The 25007-nt window shown below is 68.9% G+C and carries 22 protein-coding genes; 11 read left to right on the top strand and 11 right to left on the bottom strand.

What is annotated here, in order from left to right:
* Positions 1 to 6 precede the first annotated feature (6 nt).
* Complete coding sequence (locus ACWF0M_RS19135) at positions 7 to 1722, bottom strand: glycoside hydrolase family 36 protein (RefSeq protein WP_452237013.1); 1716 nt, start codon at positions 1720 to 1722, stop codon at positions 7 to 9.
* A 100-nt stretch (positions 1723 to 1822) separates the two neighbouring features.
* Between ACWF0M_RS19135 and ACWF0M_RS19130 the strand changes: the two genes are divergently transcribed.
* From ACWF0M_RS19130 to ACWF0M_RS19115, 4 genes are read left to right on the top strand one after another with little or no spacing between them, the layout of a single operon-like run.
* A complete protein-coding gene (locus ACWF0M_RS19130) occupies positions 1823 to 3034 on the top strand; it encodes a hypothetical protein (RefSeq protein ID WP_452237012.1) in 1212 nt (403 codons plus the stop codon).
* Positions 3031 to 4269, top strand: a complete 1239-nt coding sequence (locus tag ACWF0M_RS19125) for an extracellular solute-binding protein (RefSeq protein WP_452237011.1) — start codon at positions 3031 to 3033, stop codon at positions 4267 to 4269. Before ACWF0M_RS19130 ends, ACWF0M_RS19125 begins: the two co-directional genes overlap by 4 nt.
* Entirely contained in the window at positions 4266 to 5306 is a 1041-nt protein-coding gene (locus tag ACWF0M_RS19120; protein ID WP_452237010.1) for a carbohydrate ABC transporter permease, read from the top strand. Before ACWF0M_RS19125 ends, ACWF0M_RS19120 begins: the two co-directional genes overlap by 4 nt.
* Entirely contained in the window at positions 5303 to 6175 is an 873-nt protein-coding gene (locus ACWF0M_RS19115; RefSeq protein WP_452237009.1) for a carbohydrate ABC transporter permease, read from the top strand. The genes ACWF0M_RS19120 and ACWF0M_RS19115 overlap by 4 nt, the downstream gene beginning before the upstream one ends.
* Positions 6176 to 6219: 44 nt before the next feature.
* On the opposite strand, the gene ACWF0M_RS19110 is transcribed toward ACWF0M_RS19115, so the two are convergent.
* The 6 genes from ACWF0M_RS19110 to ACWF0M_RS19085 all read right to left on the bottom strand — a co-directional run bounded on the left by ACWF0M_RS19110 (position 6220) and on the right by ACWF0M_RS19085 (position 15246).
* On the bottom strand, positions 6220 to 9522 hold the full coding sequence (locus ACWF0M_RS19110; RefSeq protein WP_452237008.1) for a S8 family serine peptidase: 3303 nt from the start codon (positions 9520 to 9522) through the stop codon (positions 6220 to 6222).
* 293 nt (positions 9523 to 9815) lie between these two features.
* Positions 9816 to 10448: a response regulator gene (locus tag ACWF0M_RS19105; RefSeq protein WP_452237007.1), complete on the bottom strand. Its 633-nt coding sequence runs from the start codon at positions 10446 to 10448 to the stop codon at positions 9816 to 9818.
* Complete coding sequence (locus tag ACWF0M_RS19100; protein ID WP_452237006.1) at positions 10441 to 11676, bottom strand: sensor histidine kinase; 1236 nt, start codon at positions 11674 to 11676, stop codon at positions 10441 to 10443. The genes ACWF0M_RS19105 and ACWF0M_RS19100 overlap by 8 nt, the downstream gene beginning before the upstream one ends.
* Positions 11677 to 11698: 22 nt before the next feature.
* A complete protein-coding gene (locus ACWF0M_RS19095) occupies positions 11699 to 12463 on the bottom strand; it encodes an ABC transporter permease (RefSeq protein ID WP_452237005.1) in 765 nt (254 codons plus the stop codon).
* A complete protein-coding gene (locus tag ACWF0M_RS19090; RefSeq protein ID WP_452237004.1) occupies positions 12460 to 13374 on the bottom strand; it encodes an ABC transporter ATP-binding protein in 915 nt (304 codons plus the stop codon). The genes ACWF0M_RS19095 and ACWF0M_RS19090 overlap by 4 nt, the downstream gene beginning before the upstream one ends.
* 84 nt (positions 13375 to 13458) lie before the next feature.
* Entirely contained in the window at positions 13459 to 15246 is a 1788-nt protein-coding gene (locus ACWF0M_RS19085; RefSeq protein WP_452237003.1) for an AMP-dependent synthetase/ligase, read from the bottom strand.
* A 105-nt stretch (positions 15247 to 15351) separates the two neighbouring features.
* Between ACWF0M_RS19085 and ACWF0M_RS19080 the strand changes: the two genes are divergently transcribed.
* The 7 genes from ACWF0M_RS19080 (at position 15352) to ACWF0M_RS19050 (ending at position 20922) form a co-directional block, all read left to right on the top strand.
* The gene (locus ACWF0M_RS19080) at positions 15352 to 15813 is read left to right on the top strand and encodes a hypothetical protein (RefSeq protein ID WP_452237002.1); all 462 of its coding nucleotides are present in this window, start codon (positions 15352 to 15354) and stop codon (positions 15811 to 15813) included.
* 4 nt (positions 15814 to 15817) lie between these two features.
* Positions 15818 to 16249, top strand: a complete 432-nt coding sequence (locus ACWF0M_RS19075; RefSeq protein ID WP_452237001.1) for an SRPBCC family protein — start codon at positions 15818 to 15820, stop codon at positions 16247 to 16249.
* A 4-nt stretch (positions 16250 to 16253) separates the two neighbouring features.
* Positions 16254 to 17582: an ArsA family ATPase gene (locus ACWF0M_RS19070; protein WP_452237000.1), complete on the top strand. Its 1329-nt coding sequence runs from the start codon at positions 16254 to 16256 to the stop codon at positions 17580 to 17582.
* Positions 17579 to 17968: a hypothetical protein gene (locus tag ACWF0M_RS19065; protein ID WP_452236999.1), complete on the top strand. Its 390-nt coding sequence runs from the start codon at positions 17579 to 17581 to the stop codon at positions 17966 to 17968. Before ACWF0M_RS19070 ends, ACWF0M_RS19065 begins: the two co-directional genes overlap by 4 nt.
* Positions 17959 to 18921, top strand: coding sequence for an ROK family glucokinase (locus tag ACWF0M_RS19060; protein WP_452236998.1), 963 nt, complete (start codon positions 17959 to 17961; stop codon positions 18919 to 18921). Before ACWF0M_RS19065 ends, ACWF0M_RS19060 begins: the two co-directional genes overlap by 10 nt.
* A 127-nt stretch (positions 18922 to 19048) precedes the next feature.
* Positions 19049 to 20191 (top strand): ROK family glucokinase, encoded by a 1143-nt coding sequence (locus tag ACWF0M_RS19055; protein WP_452236997.1) that lies wholly within the window; start codon positions 19049 to 19051, stop codon positions 20189 to 20191.
* Positions 20188 to 20922: an endonuclease/exonuclease/phosphatase family protein gene (locus ACWF0M_RS19050; protein WP_452236996.1), complete on the top strand. Its 735-nt coding sequence runs from the start codon at positions 20188 to 20190 to the stop codon at positions 20920 to 20922. The genes ACWF0M_RS19055 and ACWF0M_RS19050 overlap by 4 nt, the downstream gene beginning before the upstream one ends.
* 568 nt (positions 20923 to 21490) lie before the next feature.
* On the opposite strand, the gene ACWF0M_RS19045 is transcribed toward ACWF0M_RS19050, so the two are convergent.
* From ACWF0M_RS19045 to ACWF0M_RS19030, 4 genes are all read right to left on the bottom strand, one after another.
* Positions 21491 to 22231, bottom strand: coding sequence for a phytanoyl-CoA dioxygenase family protein (locus ACWF0M_RS19045; protein ID WP_452236995.1), 741 nt, complete (start codon positions 22229 to 22231; stop codon positions 21491 to 21493).
* 137 nt (positions 22232 to 22368) lie between these two features.
* A complete protein-coding gene (locus ACWF0M_RS19040; protein ID WP_452236994.1) occupies positions 22369 to 23118 on the bottom strand; it encodes an enoyl-CoA hydratase-related protein in 750 nt (249 codons plus the stop codon).
* A 50-nt stretch (positions 23119 to 23168) separates the two neighbouring features.
* A complete protein-coding gene (locus ACWF0M_RS19035) occupies positions 23169 to 23591 on the bottom strand; it encodes a YybH family protein (RefSeq protein WP_452236993.1) in 423 nt (140 codons plus the stop codon).
* A gap of 144 nt (positions 23592 to 23735) precedes the next feature.
* Positions 23736 to 24965, bottom strand: coding sequence for an ornithine cyclodeaminase (locus tag ACWF0M_RS19030; protein ID WP_452236992.1), 1230 nt, complete (start codon positions 24963 to 24965; stop codon positions 23736 to 23738).
* Positions 24966 to 25007: the final 42 nt, after the last annotated feature.

Genomic DNA, 25007 nt, shown 5'->3' with positions numbered 1-25007 from the left:
TTCCCCCTAAGCACGTACGATCCGGGCCGACCCACCGACCGGTACGTCGATCGCCCACACCTCAGGCGGGGTCGTCGTCTCCCGGTGCACCTCGTGGCCCGAACAGTCAGACACTACGAGGTCGACGGGGAGGCCGCCCGCACCCTCGACGTACAGCCGCCGCTCGGCGCCACCGTTGACCACGACGGTGCATTGCTCGTCGACCCGCACCACAGGGTTCGTGAACACGGCAATCACCGTTTCCGTTGCACCCACCGCACGGACCTGCGAGTAGCGCGCATCCGGTCGCGACGGAAGCAGTACGCCGTGCAGCAGTACGTCGGCGTGGTCGCGCATGAACCCGAGCCAGTACCGGACGACCTGTTCGTGCTCGGGCGGCAACGCGTCCAGCTCCATCGACACCTGCGGCGTACTGAACAACGCGCCGATGAACTGGTGCGCGACGTTCTCCACCGACGCCGACGGGCTCCACATCAGCATGTCCGAATGCACGGCGCGGTCACCGGCCAGCAGTCGGCAGTCGATCGTGCGGACCCGGTTCTCCACCGGGTCGAGCGCGCAATCGCCGGCCCGCAGGAACGTGCCGAACTGCCACAGCCTCGGGTGCACGTAGTCCTGCCGGAACTCGATCAGTACGTCGGGCCGCAGCCTCCGCAGCTCGTCGGTGACGTCCTGCAGGAACCGCTCCACGCCCTCGTCGACGGACGCGCAGTCGCCACCTGGCGCCGGGGGAACGTCGTCCCGCGCCCAGGAATCGATGAAGTCGAGTTTCAGGCCGTCGACGCCCCAGTCGCGCACCGGCCGAATGCAGCACTCCAGCAGGTGTTCGCGCACCTCGGGGTAGCGGGGATCGAGTACGGCGGTCACCTCGCCGTCCGCAAAGCCGAGGATGCGGTCCTTCAACCCGTCCCAGGCTTTCGAGTGCACACCGATCAGCGGCGGCGCGAGCCACAGCACGTAGCGCTGGCCGAGCGTGTGCACGCGACGTACATGCTCGGTCATGTCGGGGAACGTCTGGCTGGTCGGCTCCCAGTCGCCGCAGTACGCGTACCCGCGCCGCGTGTCATCGGTCTGCCAGCCGTCGTCGACGATCACCGCCTCGGTGCCGTACGCCGCTCCCGCGCGGGCGTGCCGCTCCACGGACTCGGTCGACACGTGCTGGTGGTCGCTGTACCAGGTCGAGTACATCGCCTGCCGCGCAACGTCCGGCACTTGCGCGATCCGGTCGCCCAGCTCGGCGGTCCACTCGTCCGTCACCGCACGCAGCGACTCCGCGAAATGCAGTGCGCGCAGGTCGACCCGCAGTGTGAAGCGCGAACTCTCGACATCCGTCACGGTCAGCTCGATCAGCTGCTCGGCGGTCTCCTCGTTCACGCCGACCGCGAAGTCGCAGCCGCGGACGCTCGACGACAAGGAGATCGTCAGCAAACTGCGATCCCGCGCGTCGACCAGCGCGGCCACCGGCGCCGAGCGCACCGACCGGATCTCCCGGTGCGAACCCCAGTCCGTCGGGAGCTCACGGCGTGAACCCTGGGTCGCCCGCCAGAGCGTCACCGCGTCCTCGGCCGGCCAGGTCCACCGCAGCGTCACCGGCCCGTCGGCAACCACGTCGTACCGCAGGACACCGGGCTCGGCGGCGGCACGCTCGGTCAGCGTGCCGCCGGTCAGGGTCGCGCTCCGGACGGTGCGACCGTCGGGGGAGCGGATCTCGAATGTCGTCACGAGCTGGACTATAGCGGTAAAACTCGACCCCCAGAAGGTATTGACGGAATTGCGTGACGTCTCTAGTTTTACCGCTAATATCCGAATGTGAGGAGACGCCGTGCTGGCTGTCAGCTCCGATCTTGCGTATGTCGAGGACGCCTTCACCTGGGCCCGCGACCGGGCACTGGCCTGGGTCCAGACCGGTGGGGAGAACCTGCCGTCGTACTGGGCCGGCTACCCGTCCAGACCGATGTTCTACTCCCGCGACGTGTGCCACCAGGCGGCCGGCGCGCACCTGCTCGGCCTGGACGCGGAGAACTTCGCGATGTTCCGGCACTTCGCCCGCTCCGCGACACCGGCCCGCAAGTGGTTCCCGATCTGGGCCTTCCACTTCGACGGCCGGATCGCCGCCCTCGACTACCACGACGACGAACACTTCGTCCGGGAGATCCCCGCGGTGTTCGACCTCGCCTACCGGGCGCTGGAACAGTACGACTGGACCGGTGACCGCCGCTGGATCGACGACCCCGACCTGGCGGCCTACTACCGGCACACCGTCGACGAGTTCGTCGCCGCCCACGACCAGGACGGCGACGGCATCCCGGAGGCCGGCGGTACGGCGGACATCTTCCTCGGCACCGCGACGTACAACGAACGCGAGGCCCCACTCCTGATCGCGGGCGACGGCCTCGCCACGCAGTACGCCGTACTCCGCAAACTCGGTCGGCACGCCGAGGCCGACGACCTCCAGAAGACGTACGACGGCTGGTGGGACGACGACCACTTCGCCCGCGGCGTGACCAAGGACGGGCTCGACTTCGACTGGGGACTGGAGTCGCACACGCTCGTTCCGCTGTTCGGGCTGAACGGCGACGAACGGTTCCTCGACTACCTCGAGGCGCAGATGGAGTCACATCCGCCGCTCAACATCGAGTCGTTCAGCTACTGGCCCGAGTTCCTGTTCAAGCACGGTCGCGACGAGTCGGCCTGGCGCTGGACGAAACACCTGATCGACAGCCGCGACGACTATCCGGAGATCTCGTTCACGGTCGTCGAGCACCTGGTCGCCGGGCTGCTCGGGCTCCGGCCCGACGCTCCCAACGCGGCCCTGACCGTCGGATCCCATCTGCCCGCGGAGATCGGCGTACTCACCGCCGACCATGTCCCGGTCGGCGACTGGGATCTGCGCATCAGCCAACAAGGCCGCCACACCATCGAGGTCACCGTGCACAGCGGACCAGGTCCGCTCGCCGTGACCGTCGGCATCGAGACCCACTCCCTCGAACCGGGTCAGACCGCCCGGGTCATTCAGCCCAAGGATCTCTCATGAAGAAACTCCTGCCCACCGCGATCGCAATCCTCCTCGCCGCCGGTTGCGCGACCGGCAATGCGCCGGCCTCGAACAAGGACAGCGGGAACGCCGAGATCAGCTTCTCGTTCTGGGGCACGAACTCCGAAGCCGCGTCGCTGAAGGCGATCGCGGCCGCCTTCGAGAAGGCCAACCCGGGCACCAAGGTGACCACGAACTGGATCCAGTCCGACTACGAGCAGAAGCTGCAGACGTCGATCGCGGCCGGCACCCAGTCGACCGTGATGGAGATCAGCAACACGAGCCTGGCCGGGTTCGCGCCCAGCTTCGCCGCGCAGACCGTTGATCCGGGCAAGTACGTGCAGCCGAACATCTCGTCCGCGATGCAGTTCGAGAGCAAGTACTACGCGATGCCGTTCGCCGCGAAACCCAAGGTGATGGCGATCAACACCGACGCCTTCAAGGCCGCCGCCGTACCGTTGCCCAGTGCAACGACACCGCTGACCCTCGACGAGTTCAAGGCGCTCGCCGCCAAGCTGTCCCACGGCGACGGCAAGGCCCGCGTCTACGGGTCCAGCAACCTCTGGTACCGGGGCTGGCTTACCGCGGCCGGCGGCGGCTACTACAACGCCGACGCGACCGAGTGCACCTTCGGCGACGAGACCGGCGTCAAGACCGCGCAGTACGTCGTGGACATGCAGAAGGGCCGTTACGCGCCGACCTCGACGGACATCCAGGGGCAGGACCAGGCGCAGTGGTTCGCGGCCGGACGGCTCGCGACGTTCAGCGACTTCGGGCCGTGGACGGTCGCCGACTTCGCCAAGATCAGCAAGCCGAACTGGACGCTGGTGCCGGTGCCCGGCAAGGGATTCCCGATGGAGGTCGACGGACTCGGCATCGCCAAGACCGCGAGCGGCAAGCAGCTCGAGACGGCCAAGAAGTTCGTCGAGTTCGCCAGTACGCAGCAGGTAGCTCAGGACCAGCTGATCCAGGGCAACACGGCGCTCGGCGTACCGATCATCGCGGCGTCCGCGCCGACGCTCGAGAAGGTGCTGCCGGCCGAGCGGAACCTGGCCGCGTTCACCACCGCGCTGAAGACCGGCGAGGTCGGGGTCTCGGTCGCCAAGGAGGCGCAGCTGTCCGGTGACGCCGACAAGGGCATGACCAGCTACACCGCGCTCGGCACCGGTAAGGACGACGTCGCGAAGATCCTGCCGCAGCTCGCCGAGAAGTGCACGCAGGCCCTCAAGAAATGAATCCGACCATCGGCTGGATCCGCGATCTGGCGTCGTCCTGGGGAGTGCCGGACGCGCTCGTGCCGCTGGTCCCGTTCCTGCTCCTGCTGATCGGCCTGTACGCCGTCATCGCACTGGCGGCGTACGGGGCGCGGCGCCGCTGGCCGCGCGCGGACAAGACGATCGCGTTCTGGCTGTTCGTCTCGCCGTGGCTGATCGGGTTCGTGCTGTTCACGGTCGGTCCGATGGCGTCGTCGGTCTACGTGAGCCTGACCTCGTGGGACCTGATCACGCCTCCGACGTTCGTTGGTCTCGCCAACTACACCGAGGCCTTCCAGGACCCGCAGGTGGCCCAGGCGCTGAAGGTTACCCTGCTATACGCCGTGATCAGCGTCCCGTTGCAGACGGCGCTGGCGTTCCTCGTCGCACTGCTGCTGAACACCGAGCTGCCCGGGATGCGGTTCTTCCGGACGATCTGGTACCTGCCTTCGCTGGTGTCGGGTGTCGCGCAGATGGTGTTGTTCCTGTGGGTGTTCAACCCGCAGTACGGCTTGATGAACGACGTGCTGGCGCGCGTCGGGATCCAGGGACCGGCCTGGTTCAACGACGCGTCGTGGGCACTGCCGACGGTGATCCTGATGAGTCTGTGGACGGTCGGCGGCGCGATGGTGATCTACCTGGCCGGTCTGAAGGACGTGCCGCCGAACCTGTACGAGGCGGCCGCGCTAGACGGCGCCGGCCCGGTGCGGCAGTTCTGGCACGTGACGATGCCGCAGATGTCGCCGATCATCCTGTTCAACGCGCTGACCGGGATCATCGGGTCGCTGCAGATCTTCACCCAGGGCTTCATCCAGAACGGCGGCCCGAAGGACTCGCTGCTGTTCTTCGTCTACTACTTGTACGACAACGCGTTCCAGAACTTCCGGATGGGCTACGCGTCCGCCCTGGCCTGGATCCTGTTCGTCGTGATCCTCGCGCTGACCGCGGTCACGCTGCGCGGGAGCGCGTTCGCCGTGTACTACGAGACCGAACTCGGCCGGAAGCGGAGGCGTCGATGACCGCGCTCGCAGAACCCTTGGTCGTACGTGCGGACCGGCCGTTCTGGCGCCGCAACCTCACACTCACCGTTGTCCTGTACGTCGTGCTCGCACTCGGGTCGCTGGTGTTCGTCTACCCGTTCCTCTGGATGATCGCTACCTCGTTGCGATCGCTCGCGGGCGTGGGGAGCTCGGGCGCGAGCGTCGTACCGCACGAGTTCCTGTGGGACAACTACCGGCGGGCAGTGACGTCGTTCCCGTTCTGGCGGTACGCGCTGAACTCGGTGCTCACCACGCTGATCCCGATCATCGGGACGGTGGTCTCCTGCTCGCTCGCCGGGTTCGCGTTCGCGCGGCTCCGGGTGCGGTTCTCCGGGGTGCTGTTCGCCGTCGTACTGGCGACCATGCTGCTGCCGGGTGAGGTGACGATGGTGCCGCAGTTCATGCTTTTCAACAACTTCGGCATGGTCGACACGCTGTACCCGCTGATCCTGCCGGCATTCTTCGGGTCGCCGTTCTTCATCTTCCTGTTCCGGCAGTTCTTCGCGCGGATGCCGGCCGAGCTCGCCGACGCCGCAGTGGTGGACGGCTGCGGATGGTTCAAGATGTTCCTGCTTGTCTACCTGCCGCTCGCACGCCCGGCCGTCGTCGCGGTGTCGATCCTGCTGTTCATGGGCTACTGGAACAACTTCCTCGGCCCCGCGATCTACATCAACTCCGACCAGTGGAAGACTCTGCCCCTGGCCCTGGCCGGCTTCCAGTCCGTGAACGGCACCGACACCCCGTTGCTGATGGCAACCTCCGTCCTGATCACCGTCCCCTGCCTGCTCATCTTCTTCCTCGCCCAAAAACAACTAACCAACGGCATCACCTTCAGCGGCGGTCGGTGAGTCCGGGCCGGGTTCTGTTGGGTCCGGCCCGGACTCGTCTGCGATCAGTTCACGATGATCTTGTCGACCTCGATCGTGATGCCCTTGACGAGGGGTGTGGAGGTGCCGGTTGTGACCGATCCGGTGCCCTTCTGTACGCCCTTGATGTTCATCGAGTACGTCATCGAGCCACCCGGGGTTCCCGGCGTGCTCGTGACGACGTAGTCCGTCACCGGCGGGCCGGTGATCTGGCTGCCGGCCGTGCCGTCGAAGTTCTCCGCACCCACCGTCAGGCCGTAGCCGGCCGGCGGATCGCCGAGTTGACCGTTGTAGGTGTAGCTGATGTCCTCGGCGCCGTTGAGACCGATCCACTGCTGGAACACCTTCAGTGCGGTCGTGCCGAACACGTTCACCCGCCACTCGAGGACGAGCCACGAGCTCACCCCGTCGGTCAGCGTGGCGGCGAAGATGCCCGGCGCCCCGGTGCCGTCGAGGTCGGTCCAGTACGACGCGAGCACGTTGTTCGGACGCGCCGGGTTGGGCAGGCTCTGCGGAGCGAACGCGACGTCAGCCCCGGACGACGTACCGCCGACCACCGAGTACCCGTTGGAAACCACTCCGATCCGGTTGTACGTCTGGCCTGCGAACACGAACGGCGCGACGTTGAAGTTGAGCGCCTGATCGTCCCCGACCGCGATCGGGGTAATGCCGAAGGCATCCAGCGGTATGTAGCCCGCCGGTGACGTACCCGGCGCGATGACCGGCTTGTCGGGCTGCCGCCCGGCGAGTGTCGCGGTCTTGGTTGCGATCTGGGTGCCGATCTTGGTCGCACCTGTGACGCTGTTGAGCCGCAGGTTGGAACTCAGCGTGCTGACTGCCGTCACGTCCGTGGTCTGCAGGCTGTTGTTCTGCACGGTCACCGTGCAGGTGGACTGGCCGGTGTTCCGCGCGATGGTGGACGGCGCACAGGTCTGGTCGATCGGGACGATGCCCTCCTGGCGGAAGAACGCCACCGGCAGGTGCAGGGCCCGGCTGCCGCCGACCTGCGTGAAGTTGACCTGGCCGAAGTACTGACCGTCGGGTACGTCGGGTGCAGTGATCGCGATCGTCAGCTTCTGCGACTTGCCCGGCTTCACCTGGAACGCCGGCGGCAGCACGGTGATGTTCGCGCCGCTGACCGTCGTACCGGCGGCCTTGAAGGTGAGCGTCTGGTTGGTGACGTTGGTGACCGTCCGCTCGGCGGTGATCAGGCCCGGCATGGTCGGTGCGTTCACCGACGGCAGGTTGAGGTCGATCCGGTTCAGCGGGTCGGCGGCCGAGGCCGCGTAGTTCGCCGCCGTCTCGTCCAGGGTCAGACCGGGGTCGCCGGCCTTGGTGAGGTCGATCCGCCCGCCGCCGTAGTCGAACGGGTCGGCCTGGGTGATGCGGTCCGGCTTCGTGACGGCTGTCTTACCTGTCGTTTCGAGTGCCGACTTGACCTGGCCGGGCGTCCAGGACGGATGCAGGGCGAGGATCAGTGCTGCCGAGCCGGCCACGTGCGGCGACGACATCGACGTACCGGCGATCACCTGGTACAGGTTGCCGGGCGGGCCTTCGGTCGCGGACTCGGGGGTCGGCGTCTGTCCGGCCAGGATCTGCAGACCGGGCGCGGTGACGTCGGGTTTGAGGAAGTCACCACCGGGACCGCGCGACGAGAACGTCGTCATCACGTCGCCCTGCCAGGTGGTCTTGGTGCCCTGCGTGAAGGTTGCCGTGGTCCCTGGATGCGCCGCGAGGAAGGCCAGCAGCACGTCGGCGTCGGGCTTCTCGAGCTGCACGGCCGGCAGCCAGTGGTTGTCGGTGAAGACGTCGGACGGAGCAGTGGCGTTGTACATCAGCATCCCGGCCGCGCCGCCTTGCAGGATGTTGAAGCCCTTCATCACCCGGCCTGGAGTGAACCGGCAGGCGACGATCTTGCCGGTGAACACACCCACAGGAGCCGGGGTGTTGCAGGTCGCGTCGCTGTACCCCGCGGTGCTCCCGGCGAGTACGACGGGTGTCGCGGTGCTGATGCCCGCGGTGATCGACGCGCCGGAGATCGTGGCGGTCGCGGCGCCGCCGGTCAGCGTGACGGTCGAGCGGAACGTGCGGCTCTGGGTCGAGGCCGCGACTGTAGTGACCCACGGGCCGCGGTGGTCGGTGGTGCCTGCGCCCGGACCGGAGTTTCCGGCCGAGGCGGAGACGAACACGCCGGCGGCGTACGCATCGAGGAAGGCGAGTTCGACCGGGTCGCTGTACGGGTCGCTGCCGCCGGAGATCGAGAAGTTGATCACCCGGACGCCGTCCAGGATCGCCCGCGCGACGGCCTGCACCGAGTCGCTCGGGAAGCAGCCCTCGGCGCCGCAGACCTTGTAGACCGACACGGCCGCGGCCGGTGCGATCCCGGCGATGGCGCCGCGGTCGATGCCGAGCGGGTTGGCGTGCGCGACCGGTCCACCGGCCGATGTCGAGGCGGTGTGTGTGCCGTGACCGTTGGAGTCACGCGCGCTGGTCGGGTAGGTGTCGCCGCCGATCACCGCGTTGTAGGTGTCGAGGAACGGCCGGCCGCCGATCAGCTTGTTGTTGCAGTTGAACACGTCGACTGCCGGTGTCAGCGGGTTGTCGCCGAAGTTGCACACGCGTGGTGTCGCGTCCGCGGTCGGCGGTGGTGCGGGCAGGGTGCCCGGGTCGGCGAACGACGGGTGTTCCGGCCAGGCGCCGGTGTCGAGAACACCGACGATGACACCCTTACCGGAGCTGGCCGAGCCGCCGAGCTGGTTGTAGATCGTCGGGGCTCCGATGAAGGCGCCGCTGGAATCGGTGAGCAGCTGCTGCAGGTTGTCCTGCTGGACCGCGGCCACACCGGGTAGCTTCAGCAGGTTGCGGGCCTGGTTCGCCGGCACGCTGAGCGCGATACCGCCGTACACGGTGCGCAGCCGCTGACCTGCCCTCGCGCTTGGGACCTTCGACTGCATCGCGGCGAGGAAGTCGTTCTCCACCGTGGCCACGTGCTTCAGGTACTTGGTGGCGTTCGCGCCCTTCACGTCGAGGCGCTTGCCGGTGACGGACGGGCTGGTGCCGGGCAGGCCCTTGAGCCCGCCGCGGTACGCCGCGAGCGAGTCGTAGTCGAGCTTCACGACCACCCGGACCTGCTTGGGGGACGTGCTGTTCACCAGCGCAGGATCGCTCTTCGCGAGTTGCCCGCTGGGTGACTTGGCGCCGTTGACCGTGCTGGCGGCGCTCAGCGGCGTCGCGGTCCAGGGCCGGCCGTTCGGCGCGGTAGGGGACGGATTTGCGGCTGCCGCGGTCATCGCGGGCAGCAGCGCAGCGACCAGCAGACCGGCGGACACTCCGGCCGTGACACGTCGAGTGGCGGATCTTTGAGTGGCGGTTGTTTGAGTGACGGTACGACGATGACCTCGTCGGTGATGCGGTGACCTCATGCGCGGGCCTCCAGTGAGACGGAACGCCGTCGCCGAAGGAGCAGCACGGGACGTCGGGAGACCCCCAAGGTCGAAACGCGGAAACCCCTCTGTCCTGCGACCGTATCCCCCCGGACCGGCGGCGCGGCCGGCACCCCCGCGGCGCCTGCCTGAGCCGAGGCTATGCCGAGAACCCGTCCTCGGCCAGACCTCGGGGTTCGTCAGTCGCGTCCGAGAATGCCCTGCTCGTAGCCTTTGGCAACGGCTGCGGCACGGTCCGTGACGCCGAGTTTGGTGAAGACGTGGCTGAGATGCGTCTTCACCGTGGCCTCGCTGATGAACAGTTCGCGGGCGATGTCGCGGTTCGACGTACCCTTCGCGACCAGCTCCAGGACCTGCCGTTCGCGCGCGGCCAACGGGCTCGGCGCCGGCGAGCGGACGGCCGAGACCAGCCGCGACGCGACCGCGGGGGAGAGGACCGTGCGACCCGCCGCAGCCTGGCGGACGGCGTTGAACAGCTCGTCCTGGGGCGCGTCCTTGAGCAGGTAGCCGGTGGCGCCGGCCTCGATCGCCGGCAGCGTGTCGGTGTCGGTGTCCCAGGTCGTCAGGACCAGCACCTTCGAGCGGATGCCGCGACGGGTCAGCTCGGTGATCGCGTCGAGCCCGCCGCCACCCGGCATCCGGAGATCCATCAGGATCACGTCCGGACTCAGGTCCGCGGCCAACTCGACCGCCTCGACGCCGTTCGACGCCTCCGCGAGCACGGTGAAGCCCGGCGTGGACTCGAACATGCCACGCAGACCGTTGCGGACCACCGGATGGTCGTCGACGAGGAGCAGCGAGATCTCAGCCATGGAGAACCAACGGTATGCGAGCCGACACCGCCGTACCGAACCCTGGCTCGGACTCGACCGTCAGGGAGCCGGCGATGCGCTCGGCGCGGGCGCGCATGCCGTCGACGCCGAACCCGCCGGTGCCGGTCCGGGCGGAGAGAGCCAGCGGATCGAAACCCTGGCCGTCGTCGCGAATATCCACCGTCACCTCGTCGTCCATGAAGCTGAGGGTCACGCCGACGCGGGTCGCGGCCGCGTGCTTCGACACGTTCGTGAGCGCCTCCTGCGTGATCCGCAGGACGGTCGCCGAGAACTCACCGTGCAGGTGCTGCGCCGTACCGGTCAGGGTGAACTCGGCGGGTACGCCGGTCCGCTCGGACCACTGGTCGACGGTCTTGCGGAGCGCCTCGGGGAGACCGTCGTACGAGAGGCCCGCCGGGGCGAGGTTCTGCACCGAGCGACGGGCCTCACCCAGACTGTGCCGGGCCAGCTCGGTCGCGCGGCCGACGTGCTCCTTGACGGTTGCCGGGTCGGCCGAGTTCGCCACCACCTGCAGTTGCGCGATGATGCCCGTCAGCCCCTGCGCGATGGTGTCGTGGATCTCCGCGGCCAGCCGGCGACGCTCGTCCGCGATGCCCGCTTCCCTTGCCTGCACGAGGAGTTGGGCCTGCAACGCGGCGTTCTCCTCGTGCGCCTGCTCGAGCTCGGTGATGGTGGCGGCTCGGGCCTTCGACTGCGCCTCTTGCTGGTCGGCGAAGTGCTTCACGATGGTCAGCAGCAGGTTGTTCGCGATCAGGAGGCCGGCGAACACCAGCCAGCCCGTCCGGTCGTGGAACGGCATACCGCCGGTCTGTGCGCCGGCGATCGGGATCGTGCAGGCGAACAGCGCGAGCCGCCGCCGTTTCCGGCCGGGAATCAGTTCGTCGGTGTCGTAGTAGCCCGCCACGACGAAGAACGCGAAGAACCCGTTCAGGACCGTCAGCACGAACGCGATCGCCCACCGCACCACGAAGTACGTCACCGACACGGCGTTCGGACCGTGGCGGATGCGACCGCTCCGATCCCACCACACCAGCAGCACCAGCGCGATCGCGACCAGCGCCACGGCCACCAGCCGCTGGCCGACGAGCGGCATCAGCTTCCCCGAGGTCACGCTCGCCAGGAAAGTGCCGAGACCGAGCAGGAAGTACGGCGCCCAGCGCTGGAAGGCAGCCTGGCGCCGCTCGAGCTCGCTGTCGGCCGTCGTCACTCGCCCAGTCTGCACGAAGGTCCTACTCCCACCGGAACCAGCGCGCGGCCGCAACCGACAGGACCACCGTCCACGCCGCCAGCACGCCCAGGTGGGACCACGCCGGCCAGTGCCCGGCCGCGGACTGCTCGAGCGCCTGAGAGGCGGCACCGAACGGCAGCAGTACGACGATCTCCCGCAGTGTGTGCGGCATCGACTGGACGGGAGCCCACAGGCCGGCGGAGAACAGGCTCGGGAAGAACACCACCATGCCGATGCCGGTCGCGAGCCGTGCGGTCGGAGCGAGCGCCGAGATCAGCGCGCCGAGGGCCAGCGCGGCGGTGACCGTGAGCAGGAACGTCAGCGCGTAGGCGAAGGCCTGCTTCGGCAGCTGTACGTCGAATGCGAGCCGCCCGATTGTCAGGCAGAGCAGCGCCGACAGCACTCCTGCGGCGCCGTTCAGCCCCATCTGCGCGGTCAGCAGCGCGGACGGGCGGATCGGGGTCAAGGACATCCGGCGCAGGATGCCGCGTTCGCGGTAGCCGGTGATCACCGGCGGCATCGCCTGCAGACCGGTGACGATCAGCGCGACCAGGACCAGGGTCGGCACGTACACGTCGATGACCCGCATCCCGAGCCCGGCGTCGAACTTCCGGAAGCTCCGGATCGACCCGAGGATCACCAGCAGCAGCGGCGGGAAGCCGAGCGTCCAGAACAGGCTGCCGGCCTCCCGGCGGAACAGCCGCGCCTCCGCGCGCAGCACAGCGATTCCCGGCGAGGTACGGCGTACGGCCGCGGTCGTGCTCATTTGCTGGCTCCCGTGAGGTCGAGGAAGGCGTCGTCGAGGGTGGCGTCGGTGACGCGGAGCTGGTGGGCGGTGATGCGGTGCCGGGCGAGCAGCGACAGCAGCGCGGTCACGGTCTCGTCGGATCCGCCCAGGGTGATCCGGCCGTCCTTGTTCTCGACCGACGCGAGTGCCGGCAGCGCGGCCACGTCCGCGTCGTCGAGCGGCGCCGACGGGGTGAACGAGATGATCGTCGAACCCGCGGTCCGGCTGATCAGTCCCTGCGGAGTGTCGAGCGCAGTGATCCGGCCCTTGTCGATCAAGGCGATCCGGTCGCACAGGCGCTGCGCTTCCTCCATGAAGTGCGTGACCAGCAGGACGGTGACGCCACTGGCGCGGACATCCTCGACGATCTCCCACGTGTCCCGGCGGGCGCGCGGGTCGAGACCGGTGGTCAGCTCGTCCAGTACGACGACGCGCGGGTTGCCGATCAGCGCGAGCGCGATGAACAGTCGTTGCTTCTGGCCACCACTGAGGACACCGAACCGGGTGTTCAGCCGGCCCGTCAGCCCGAGTCGCTCGGCGAGTGGCCGCCAGTCGGCCGGGTTCGGGTACAGAGCGGCGTACAGCTCGAGGGCTTCGCGGACCGTGAGCTTGGCCTGCAGCTCGCTCTCCTGCAGTTGCGCGCCGAGCACCTGCGTGACGGCGGCATGATCGGCGACCGGGTCGAGCCCGGCGACCCGGACCCGCCCGCCGTCGGGGATCCGCAGACCCTCGACGCACTCGACCGTGGTGGTCTTACCGGCGCCGTTCGGCCCGAGGATCCCGAAGATCTCGCCCTCGTCGACACTGAACGACACGTCGTCGACAACGGTCCGCCCACCGTACGTCTTGCGCAGGTTGCCGACTTCGACGATCGGCCTCGTGGTGATCATGCATCGAGCTTCGCGGACGGCGTACGCCGCCCACATCGCCCGACGGGATAGTCCCGGCATCAGCCAATCGGCTGATGCCGGCTCCTACTTCGCGTAGAGCGCCTCGACGTCCGCGCCGTGGTTCTTCATCACCACGTGGCGGCGCAGGGAGAGTTTCAGCGACAGCTCGCCGGTCTCCTGGGTCCAGTCGATCGGGAGGATCGAGAACTTCTTGATCGCCTCGGCGTGCGAGACCGTGGCGTTCGCGTCGTCGATCGCCTTCTGCACCTCGGCGATCAGATCCGGGTCCTGGGTCAGGGCCGCCGGGTCGGTCGGCTTCCCGCGCTCGGTCGCCCAACCCACGATGGTCTCCGGGTCGATCGTGATCAGCGCGGCGATGAACGGCTTGCCGTCGCCGACGACCATGCACTGGCTGACCAGCGGATGCAGGCGGATCTGGTCCTCGAGCATCGTCGGCGCGACGTTCTTGCCACCGGCCGTCACCAGGATCTCCTTCTTCCGGCCGGTGATCTTGATGAACCCGTCGACGTCGAACTCGCCCAGGTCGCCGGTGTGGAACCAGCCGTCCGCGTCGATCGCGTTCGCGGTCGCCTCGTCGTTCTTCCAGTAGCCCTGCATCACCTGGCCGCCCTTGAAGAGCAGCTCACCGTCGTCCGCGACACCGACCGTCACACCAGGAAGCGGCCGGCCCACGGTGCCGATGCGGAGGTCGTCGGGCAGGTTGACCGACACCGCGGCGGTGGTCTCGGTCAGGCCGTAGCCCTCCAGGACCGGTACGCCGATCCCGCGGAAGAAATGACCGAGCTTGTCGCCGAGCGGGGCACCGCCCGAGACGGCGTACTGCACCTGGCCGCCGAGCACCGCCCGCAGTTTGCCGAAGACCAGGCGGTCGAACAGCAGGTGCTTGGCCTTCAGCCCGAACGACGCGCCGCCCTTGTCCTGCGCCTGCGAGTACGCGATCGCGGTCTCCGCGGCGGCGTCGAAGATCTTGCCCTTGCCGTCCGCGTGTGCCTTCTGGCTGGCCGAGTTGAACACCTTCTCGAACACCCGCGGCACGCTCAGGATGAACGTCGGCCGGAACGCGCCGAGGTCCTCGACCAGGTTCTTCACGTCGGCGCTGTGCCCGACCTTGACCCGCTTCATCACGCAGCCGACCTGGATGATCCGGGCGAACACGTGCGCGAGCGGCAGGAACAGCAACGTGCTCGCGCCGGTGGTGTCGAACAGGTCGTCGAGGATCTTCACCGCGGGACCGAGCTCGTCGAGGAAGTTCGAGTGGCTGATCTTGCAGCCCTTCGGGCGTCCCGTCGTACCGGAGGTGTAGATCAGGGTCGCGAGATCCGACGGCGTAACCGCGGAGCGGCGCTTGTCGAACTCGGCGTCGGTGACGTCCTGGCCGAGCGCGGTCAACTGGTCGACGGCGCCGGCCTCGATCTGCCAGACCTCCTGCAGCGCAGGCGCCTCGGCCCGTGAGGACTCGACGACCGCGGCGTGGGTCGCGTTCTCGACGATGGCGACGACCGCCTCGGAGTCGGTCAGGATCCACTGGATCTGCGAGGTCGAGGAGGTCTCGTAGATCGGCACGGTGACCGCGCCGATGCTCCAGATCGCGTAGTCGATCAGGGTCCACTCGTACCGCGTCGGGCTGAGCAGGGCGACCCGCTCACCCGGCTTCACACCGGCCGCGATCAGGCCCTTCGCGACGCCGATCACCTGCTGCGCGAACTCGGCCGCGGTGACATCTGTCCAGGTCGACCCCGTACGGCGGCTGAACACCGCGGTGTCAGGATGAGAGGACGCGTTCGCCCACACCGGATCGCTCAGGCTCCCGGTGGGCGGTTCTGTCACAGCAGGAACGGTGTACTCACGCATCCGCGTCTCCTCAGTCGGTCCCGAATTGTCGACTTCCGGCGCACGCTACAGTCACCTACCCACAAGTAGCCAGGTTTATGTGACCGAAGGAACTAGGTTCTGGGCATGCCATTGCTCGACATCAGTTGCGACGACCTGGTCGTTGCTGATCCAGCCTACGTCGCCGAGCGACTCGGTTCGGACACCCTGTGGCGTGAGTGGTGGCCGGACCTCACGCTGACGCCGTCCGAACGGCGCGGTCGCGAGGGGGTCCGGTGGACCGTCACCGGCGCCGCGGTCGGTACGGCGGAGTGGTGGCTGGAGGCGGTCCGGGACGGGGTCGTCGTGCACTGGTACCTCCGGGCCGACCCCGCGAAACCGGTCCGCGGCCGCGCCGTCGAGCGCTTGAAGGAGCGGTACGTCGCGGCGTACCGGAAGCGGCTGTGGGCGTTCAAGGACGACGTCGAAGCGGGCCGGGCGGCGGGCGAACGCCGTACCGGATCCGATCCCGCGATAGTCTCCGGGGAGGACACGGATCCATCGGGGGGTCCGGCCGTCCCGCAGACCCCGGGCAAAGCGAAGAGGTGAATCGATGGCGGAACAGACCACCTCGACCATCCAGGTGAACGCCACACCCAAAGAGATCATGGCGGTGATCGCGGACTTCGCGGCGTACCCGGAATGGGCCGACTCGATGCGGGAGACCGAGGTGCTGTCCACCGACGAGGCCGGCCGGCCGAACAAGGTGCGGTTCAAGGTGGACGCCGGCGCGATCTCCGACGAGTACACGCTGGCCTACGTCTGGTCCCGCAACGAGGTGACCTGGACGCTGGTCGAGGCGAAGATGGTGAAGGGGATGGACGGCGCGTACGTCCTGAAGGATCTGGGAGCTGAGGGGACCGAGGTGACGTACCGGCTGGCTGTGGATGTGGCGATCCCGATGATCGGCATGCTCAAGCGGAAGGCCGAGAAGGTCATCATCGACACGGCTCTCAAGGGCCTCAAGACGCGCGTCGAGTCCTGATCCAGTGACTCGGGTACTGCTCTACACAGGTAAGGGCGGCGTAGGCAAGACGACCTCCGCTGCCGGGACGGCCACGCTCGCGGCGCTCCGCGGGCTGCGGACGCTGGTGCTGTCGACGGACGCCGCGCACTCGCTGTCGGACGCGTTCGACTCCGAGGTCGGGCCGGAGCCGACCGAGATCGACGACCTGCTGTTCGTCCAGCAGATCGACGTACAGCGCAAGTTCGAACAGTCCTGGGGCGACATCCAGAACTACCTGCGGTCGGTGCTGCACATGGTCGGCGTCGACCCGATCGAGGCCGAGGAGCTGACCGTGCTGCCCGGCGCCGCGGAGGTGCTCGCGCTGCTCGAGGTGCGCGACCACGTCCGGTCCGGTCGCTGGGACGTGATCGTCGTCGACTGCGCCCCGACCGCGGAGACCCTCCGGCTGCTCGGGCTGCCCGAGGCGCTGAACTGGTACCTGGACCGGATCTTCAACGCCGAGCGCAAGATGATGCGGACGTTCCGGCCCTTCATCAACCGAGGCGTCAGTCTGAACCGTGGGTCAAGCATCCCGATGCCGGACGACACTGTCTTCGACGCGCTGCGGCGACTGCAAGCCGACCTGTCCGACATCCGCACGCTGCTGGCCGGCCCGGACGCCTCGGTGCGGCTGGTGCTGACGCCGGAGGCGGTCGTGGTCGCGGAGGCCCGGCGGTCGCTGACCCGGTTGTCGCTGTACGGGTACCGCGTGGACGGCGTCGTGGCGAACCGGGTGTTCCCGGCGGCCGGGGCCGACACATGGCGCCGGCAATGGGTCGCCGCGCAGCGGGGCATCCTCGAGGAGGTCGCGGACTCGTTCCGGCCGCTGCCGATCTGGGAGTCGCCGTACCGCGTCTGTGAGCCGGTCGGCGTCGAGGAACTGGCCGCGTTCGCGGTGGAGATGTACGGCGGGGACGACCCGTTCGCGCGCGCCACCGACGACACGTCCCTGTGGGTGGATCGGCACATCGACACCGACGGGCGGACGTACACGCTGACGATGCCGTTGCCGTTGGCATCCGCCGACGAGCTCGAGCTCGCGCGGCACGGGGACGAGCTGATCATCACCGTCGGGTCGTACCGGCGCGTGCTGCCGCTGCCGGCCGCCCTGGCGCGCGGCGTGGTCGCGGGTGCGCGGCTGGACGACGGACGGTTGCAGGTGCGGTTCTCGCCGCGAGAGGCTACGCGACCGGTTGCACCCTCGTCGGATGTGCCAAGCGGGTCCGGTCCGTTGGAGTCGGCGCAGGGGCTGGCCCAGGGCCTGACGGCGGAGTACCACGAGGCGCTGACCCGCCGCGAGGCGGCCCGGTGAGTAAGGATTCAGTCGGCTCGGTCGCTGAAGAGGCCGCGAAGCTGTTCGCCGTACTGCAGAACGCTGCTCATGACGCGCCGCCTGCGGACGAGACTGCTGAGCATGAGCACAAGCTGGGGCCCGACTGTGTCTGGTGCCCGGTCTGCCAGCTGATCCACCGGGTGCGGAACACCAGCCCGGAGACGATCGAGCAGCTGTCGACCGCGGCCGCGCACGTGCTCGGCTCACTCAGATCTCTGCTTGAGGCCGCCGCGGACGCGGCCCGGCAGACGCGGGAGGACGCAGCGTCGCGGTCCTCGCCACCGGAGGACGAACCGGCCCAAGAATCGACCCGGTCCCGGGTGGACCGGATCGACGTGAGTGAGGACCCCGAACCATGGGACTGACGATCGGCATCGACGTCGGCGGTACGAAGATCGCGGCCGGTGTGGTCGACGAGAGCGGCACGATCATCGCGCGCACGCAGCGCGACACCCCGGCGGACTCGGTCGACGCCACCGCCGCGGCGATCTGCGACGCGGCGGCCGAGCTGATCGCGAACCACGACGTGGAAGCGGTCGGGATCGGCGCCGCCGGGTTCGTCTCCTCGGACCGGTCGACGGTGCTGTTCGCGCCGAACCTGGCCTGGCGGGACGAGCCGCTCGGCGCGCGCGTCGCGGAGCAGCTGAAGATCCCGGTCGTGGTCGAGAACGACGCGAACGCGGCCGCCTGGGGCGAGTTCGCGTTCGGCGCGGCCAAGGACGTCGACCACATGCTCTGCATCACGGTCGGCACCGGGATCGGCGGCGGTGTGGTGATCGACGGCGAGCTGCTGCGCGGCGCCTATGGCGTGGCGGCCGAGCTCGGCCACATGCGCGTCGTACCCGGTGGGCATCGGTGTGGATGCGGGGCGCGGGGCTGCCTGGAGCAGTACGCGTCCGGGCGGGCACTGGTGCGCGAGGGCAGGGCGCAGGCCGAGTCTGGGTCGCTCGCGGCGGCGCAGATGCTGAGCGTGTGCGGGATCACCGACCCCGAGGAGCTGACCGGGCCGATGATCACCGAGGCGGCGATGAAGGGCGACCCGTGCGCCGTCGAGCTGCTCGAGGACCTCGGGCGCTGGCTCGGCGAGGGACTGGCCAGTCTCGCGACCATGTTCGACCCCACGCTGATCGTGATCGGCGGCGGTGTCAGCGCGGCCAAGGACCTGCTGATGAAGTCCGCGCTGCAGGCGTTCGAGAAGAACCTCCCGGCCCGGTCGAACCGGCCGCACGCGACGTTCAGCCTCGCGGAGCTGGGCAACGACGCCGGCCTGATCGGCGCCGCCGACCTGGCCCGCCGCCCTGCGGTGAGGTCGAGCTGAGGCGTAGCGTCCGAAGAACTGTGGCCGACAGCCCTCGATTCTTCGGACCTCACGGGTGGGCGCGGACGACCTGGGATACTGGAGGCAGTTCGGCGGGGGTCGGGGGAACCGCGAGGAAGGGCGTGCTGTGGCTCTGACGCAGGCTTTGACGATCGGGATCGACATCGGCGGGACGAAGGTGGCCGCCGGGGTCGTCGACCCCGAGGGCAACATCCTGGACCGGTTGCGCCGGGACACGCCGACCAAGGACCCCAAGGAGACCGAGGACGCGATCGCGGAGATCGTCCACGACCTGGAGTCGCGGCACGACGTGATCGCGGTCGGCATCGGCGCCGCCGGGTTCGTCGACGGCACCCGGTCGTCGGTGCTGTTCGCGCCGCACCTCGCCTGGCGGCACGAGCCGCTGCGGGACGCGGTCGAGCGCCGGCTCGGCCTGCCGGTCGTGGTCGAGAACGACGCGAACGCGGCCGCCTGGTCCGAGTGGCGGTTCGGCGGCGGGCAGGGCGAGAGCCACCTGGTGTGCGTCACGCTCGGCACCGGCATCGGCGGCGCGATCCTGAACGACGGCGCGTTGCAGCGCGGGAAGTTCGGCATCGCGGGCGAGTTCGGGCACATGCAGGTCGTGCCGGGCGGTCACCGCTGCGAGTGCGGGAACCGGGGCTGCTGGGAGCAGTACGCGTCCGGCAACGCGCTCACCCGGGAGGCGCGGGAGCTGGCGCTGTCCGGTTCGCCGGTCGCACACAACCTGCTGCGGGCGGCCGAGGGCGATCCGCGCAACATCAACGGCCCGATGGTGACCGAGCTGGCCAAGGACGGCGACCCGGTCGCGGTCGAGCTGCTCGAGGACGTCGGCCGCTGGCTCGGCATCGGCCTCGCGAACCTGGCCGCCGCACTCGACCCCGGCACGTTCGTGATCGGCGGCGGCGTGTCCGACGCGGGCGAGCTGCTGCTGGCGCCGGCACGGGAGGCGTTCAAGCGGACGCTGACCGGTCGCGGGTTCCGCCCGGAGGCACGGATCGTCCGCGCGGTGCTCGGGCCGGAGGCAGGCCTCGTCGGCGCGGCCGACCTGGCGCGTGAAGAGGCGACGTGGTTGCGGCGGGTCCGGGTGAAGACCACGGCCGTGACCGCGAAGACGGCCGCGGCGCGTGGACGGTCGACCCGCCTCGAGCGCGCGGCCCGGAAATCCGCGGGACGACGTACCGGAATGCGCGCCGCGCCCGCCGACACCGAGCTCCACCCAGCCGACCTGAACGGCGACCCCGACGCATGACCGGCGGCGCCACCGGGGGCGACTCGAACCTGGGTCCGTCCGGTGGCAGGGCGATGCTGCGGGTGCTGTCCTACAACGTGCACCGGTGGGGTGATGACCGTACGGCGCTCGCCCGGGTCGTGAAGGCGTGCGCGCCGGACGTGATGCTCGTGCAGGAGGCCCCGACCTGGTTCGGGACGCGTCGTAAGCGCCGGGCGATGGCCGCGACCTTCGGCATGCGGTACGTCGCGGCGTCCGCCCGGAACGCGATCCTGGTTGCCGACGGCATCCAACTGACCGGGATCCGTCGCCGGCGCATCTGGCGCCCGTTCGTCCGCCGCCGCCTGAACTTCATCGCCACCCAACTCCCCGGCGGCGCGGTCGGCGGCGTACTGTCCCTCGGCCCCACCCGCCTAGCCGTAGTCGTCTGCCACCTGGGCCTCCACCCTCGCGGCCGAGTCCACGAGATAGCCCAGGTCCTCACGCTGTGCCGCGCGTTCGGTACGCCGTACCTCCTGGCCGGAGACGTCAACGAACAACCCGACGGCCCGATCTGGAAACAACTGGCCGAGGAAGGGCTCGTCGACCTCGACGGCGGGCCGACTTTCAACTCGACCACACCCCACAAACGCATCGACGCCGCCGTACTCTCCCCCCAACTCACCGGCCACCTCCGCCACCTCCCCGCCACCCACGAGGACCTCGCCGCCGCCTCCGACCACCTGCCGCTACTGGTGGAGCTCACAACCTGACACAGGCTCCGGCGACACCAACTGGTGACCGGCGACAAGGTATTGCAGCCAACCACTCGCTGTCTCTGATCTCCGCCACGCCCCGAACCCCCGCCGGGGTGCGGGGCGTGATGTGCAAGCTCGACAGGATGTGTCGGGTGGTGGGGTAGTGCACCTAAGCGTGAACGCGCCCGCGCATACACCGTCTCACCGGTGCACTACCTGTCGAGCGTGCACATCACCCCGCCACGAGCAGCCGTCCCGCACCAACCCGACCACCCAGCCGGCCACCCGATGCTGCAGCCCATGCCAGCCAGATGCCGGCCCGATGCCGGCCCGTCGGTGGGTCACCACTGGCGGGTTATGTCACCGCTGGCCTGCTGCTGCTTCCCGCGAGCCGTGACATAACCCGCCAGCTGGCACCACAACACCCACCCACCCAGCCGTCCGACAGGAGAACGGATATCCCCTGGTGTTGTGGGTTCTCCCCTCTAGCACCAACAGAGAAGCCACAACACCGTCGGATATCCCCTCGTGTGCGAGGGCCCGCCGCCCCGAGATGGTGTTCCCGGTCTCGGCGGGGCGGGGCTTAGGGGCGGAACTCGAGCAACGGGTCAGTGACCACGTCGCGCCAGCGGTCGCGGTGGGCGTGGGCGTGCAGGCGGTAGTAGATCGTCTCCCGGCGCTCGGGCCCGGTGTTGCCGCCGATGTTGTGGCCGAGCAGGTAATGCGCGAACAGTACGCTCCCGGCCGGCCCGGTGGCCTGGAGTTGCTCGCCGAGCTCGATCTTCGGGTACGGCGCCCCGCTCGTGTCCTCGGCCAGCTCGGCAAGGGCGTCGGCACCCCGCTCAGCCAGGTACTCCCCGAACCGCAGATGCGTCCCCGGCCAGACATGCAGGTTGCCGTTGTACAGCTCTTCCTGGTCAGTCAGCCAGACCCCGGCGAGCATCGAGAACGTGTACGGCGTGCCGTCCGGACCGAGCGGGCTCACCCCGTCGACGTGCGGTGCCCCCGGCCGGTGCGACCACGGCGGAATCGTCGTCGCGATCTGCGCGAAGTCGGGCTCGTCGACGCCGAGCTCCGGCCGGATGAGCTCGGCCGCCAGTTCGGCGACAGTGTCCCGGTAGAAATCGAGCAGCGGATGTGGCCCGTCCTCGAACCTGGGCCAGACGAAGTGGTGTCCCACGTGAGCAGGCTCGGGCGGCTCCTTCTCCAACGCCGCTGCGACCAACTCCCGCCCCGTCGCGACCTGCTCGTCGGTGAGTACGCCGGGCACGACGACGTACCCCTCGGTCCGGAAGTGCGTCAGCTGTGCGTCGGTGATCCGCATGCCGCCAGTCCAGCAGCGGCGCCGGGACGCGGCAAACGAATTAGCCGGTTCTGCGCCACTCACTAACCTTCGTTTGCAACCGATGTGTGGCCGCAGCCGAGCGTAAGGCGGGTGGGTTGGTGAGTGCGGGAGGTCCGCTAGTTCTTCTTGCGGCTGAGGAAGGCGAGCATGGCTTCTTGGGCGGTGGGGGAGCCGAAGAGGGAGGCGGAGAGTTCGGCGAGGTCTTTGCCGCGGGCATCGATGTCTGCGAGGAGTTCGCGGTTGAGGAGCTTCTTCGTCTCGCGCAGGCCCTGGGGGACGCCCTTCAACAGCGAGGTGAGCACCGTGCTGACCGCATCCTCCAGATCGGCATCCGGGACCGTCAGCGTGAGCAGGCCGAGCCGCGCAGCTTCGAGGGCGTCGAAGGAGTTGCCGGTCAGGAACGTGTACGCCGCCGCGCGGTCCGTCAGCCGGGGGAGGACCGTCAGCGAGATCGTCGCCGCCGCGAGCCCCAGCCGGACCTCGGTCAGCGCGAACGTCGCGCTCTCCCCGGCGACGCTGAGGTCGGCCGCCGCCACGATCCCGATACCACCCGCCCGTACCGGCCCGGCGACCCGTGCGACGACCGGCTTCGGGTTCGCCACGATCGCCCGCTGGACGTCGACCATCCGCTGCGCGCCGACGCCCATCCCGACGGTCGTCGCCTCGGACAGGTCGGCCCCCGAACAGAACACGTCCAGCGCCGACCGCACCACGATCACCCGCACCGCGTCATCCGCACCCGCCGTCTCCAGCTGCGCGAGCAGTTCCCCGGTCAGCTGCTGCGACAGCGCGTTCTTGTTGTGCGGTGAGTTCAGCGTGATCGTCGCCACGCCGTCGGCCACATCCAGCTGCACGAGTTCCGTCATGTGGACATCAAACACCCAACGGCGGCCCGTCCGCTGTGGGCCGGATTACGTCACGGGCCCGACGGTGCCGAGGTGGGGTTGAGGGGGTCGGCGTGGCGGTGGGTGATCCTCCACGCGCCGTCCTCGGCACGAAACACCATCGTCGTCCGCAGCAGGTGCGGCACCGGATCCGGCTGGGTGAGGTGCTGGACGATGCCGCGCTCGATGGCGACCGTGTACGCCGTGTCGGCGCCGACGTGCTTGACCAAGTACTCGAACTCGATCTTCGCGCCGCTGTCACGGAACTGTGCGGACGCCCATTCGTACCGCGGCCCGATCTCCGACCACCCGACCTCCTGGCCGCCGAACCCGCCGAAGATCGAGGTCTGTTCGCTGTGCGACACCAACGGCAACCACAACGACGCATCACCGTTCACGAACGCGGTATTGGCCTCCTCGAAGCGTCGCAGAAACGATTCGAAGTCGCCGGTCATGGGGCCTCCCGTCCTGGACTGAGGAGCGGAGGGAGCGAAGCGACCGGAGCGACGAGGGAAGGCCGGGAGTTACAGCCCCATGACCCGCCGCGCCGGAGGCGTGGCATCAGTACAGTCATAGGTCCAGCCTGTACGCCGGAAGGGTCACTTGGCGTCGGCGTACGACGGGGAGAGTTCGCGGGCGAGGTGTTCGATGAAGAGGCCGACGTCTGTGACGATGCCGCGGGCCTGGGACGAGCCGCGGTCTGCGAGCTTCGTCACCGTTGCCGGGTTGATGTCCACGCAGGTCAGCGGGATCGACGCCGGCAGGATGTTGCCGGTGGCAACCGAGTGCAGCATGGTCGCGGCCATCAGGCAGTACCCGACGCCGTCCAGTTCGGCCCGCATCGCCCGCTGGCCCTCGAGTACGTCGGTGTAGACGTCCGGCAGCGGCCCGTCGTCGCGCACCGAACCGACCAGCACGAACGACTTGCCCTGCCGGACCAGCGCATGCATCACGCCCGACGTCAGCACGCCCTGCTCGACCGCGGCCGCGATCGACCCGGCCTTGCGGATCGTGTTGATCGCGCGGATGTGGTGCTCGTGCCCGTGCTCGACACCTCGCCCGCGGGCGAGATCGACGCCGAGGGACGTCCCGTACAGCGACGACTCGATGTCGTGCGTCGCGAGCGCATTGCCGGCGAACAGTACGTCGACGTACCCGGCCTCGACGATCGCGACCATCGCGGGCGCGGCGCCGGTGTGCACGATGCCGGGCCCGCCGACCCAGAGCACCTTCTGCCCGTTCGCCTTCGCCTCGCGCATCCCGTCCGCGACCTGCTTGACCAGCACCCGCTGCGGCTTCTCCGACGACACGTCCGACTCCATGAAGCCGAACCCCTCCTCGGTGTTCACCGCGATCGGGGGAGTGACCCGCACCCCCTGCGCGCTGGTGATGATCCGCATCCCGGCGCGTACGTCGGACATCGGAATGGTCCGCACCGTCTCACCTTCGACGAGCAGACCGCAGTCCATCTCCGGGTTCTGCACCAGGACCCAGTGGCCGCCGAGCCGGACACTCGTCGGCAGGTTCGTGGTCGAGTAGAACCCGTCCGGGAACACCCCGTCCTGGGTCACCTCGGTGATCTCCGGCGTACCGGGGTCGACCAGGTTCGCGCCCTTGGTCTGGATCCGCATCAGCAGCCGCTGCAGCGATTCCTCGTCGTCCGCGCCGACCGTCATCCGGACCGTCGACGGGTCGTCCTTGTCGTAGCCGAGGTCGAACTTGTCCAGCGTGTACTCGCCGCCGTACCCGCGAATGTCGTCGAGGACCCGGGACAGCAGCCCGGAGTCCATCAGGTGGCCGGTGATCTCGACCGTCTCGGTGACCTGCACGGGTAGCCTCCCTCGGAAGTCGTCGGATTGTCCGACGATCCG

Source organism: Kribbella sp. NPDC055110 (assembly GCF_053607525.1).
This window is presented reverse-complemented; position numbering and strand designations above follow the sequence as displayed.

What these genes read in the sequence shown, in the direction of transcription:
- ACWF0M_RS19125 (WP_452237011.1), top strand. Translation starts at nt 3,031, where the DNA reads ATGAAGAAACTCCTGCCCACCGCGATCGCAATCCTCCTCGCCGCCGGT.
- ACWF0M_RS19120 (WP_452237010.1), top strand. Translation starts at nt 4,266, where the DNA reads ATGAATCCGACCATCGGCTGGATCCGCGATCTGGCGTCGTCCTGGGGA.
- ACWF0M_RS19115 (WP_452237009.1), top strand. Translation starts at nt 5,303, where the DNA reads ATGACCGCGCTCGCAGAACCCTTGGTCGTACGTGCGGACCGGCCGTTC.
- ACWF0M_RS19105 (WP_452237007.1), bottom strand. Translation starts at nt 10,448, where the DNA reads ATGGCTGAGATCTCGCTGCTCCTCGTCGACGACCATCCGGTGGTCCGC.
- ACWF0M_RS19095 (WP_452237005.1), bottom strand. Translation starts at nt 12,463, where the DNA reads ATGAGCACGACCGCGGCCGTACGCCGTACCTCGCCGGGAATCGCTGTG.
- ACWF0M_RS19090 (WP_452237004.1), bottom strand. Translation starts at nt 13,374, where the DNA reads ATGATCACCACGAGGCCGATCGTCGAAGTCGGCAACCTGCGCAAGACG.
- ACWF0M_RS19085 (WP_452237003.1), bottom strand. Translation starts at nt 15,246, where the DNA reads ATGCGTGAGTACACCGTTCCTGCTGTGACAGAACCGCCCACCGGGAGC.
- ACWF0M_RS19080 (WP_452237002.1), top strand. Translation starts at nt 15,352, where the DNA reads ATGCCATTGCTCGACATCAGTTGCGACGACCTGGTCGTTGCTGATCCA.
- ACWF0M_RS19075 (WP_452237001.1), top strand. Translation starts at nt 15,818, where the DNA reads ATGGCGGAACAGACCACCTCGACCATCCAGGTGAACGCCACACCCAAA.
- ACWF0M_RS19060 (WP_452236998.1), top strand. Translation starts at nt 17,959, where the DNA reads ATGGGACTGACGATCGGCATCGACGTCGGCGGTACGAAGATCGCGGCC.
- ACWF0M_RS19050 (WP_452236996.1), top strand. Translation starts at nt 20,188, where the DNA reads ATGACCGGCGGCGCCACCGGGGGCGACTCGAACCTGGGTCCGTCCGGT.
- ACWF0M_RS19045 (WP_452236995.1), bottom strand. Translation starts at nt 22,231, where the DNA reads ATGCGGATCACCGACGCACAGCTGACGCACTTCCGGACCGAGGGGTAC.
- ACWF0M_RS19040 (WP_452236994.1), bottom strand. Translation starts at nt 23,118, where the DNA reads ATGACGGAACTCGTGCAGCTGGATGTGGCCGACGGCGTGGCGACGATC.
- ACWF0M_RS19035 (WP_452236993.1), bottom strand. Translation starts at nt 23,591, where the DNA reads ATGACCGGCGACTTCGAATCGTTTCTGCGACGCTTCGAGGAGGCCAAT.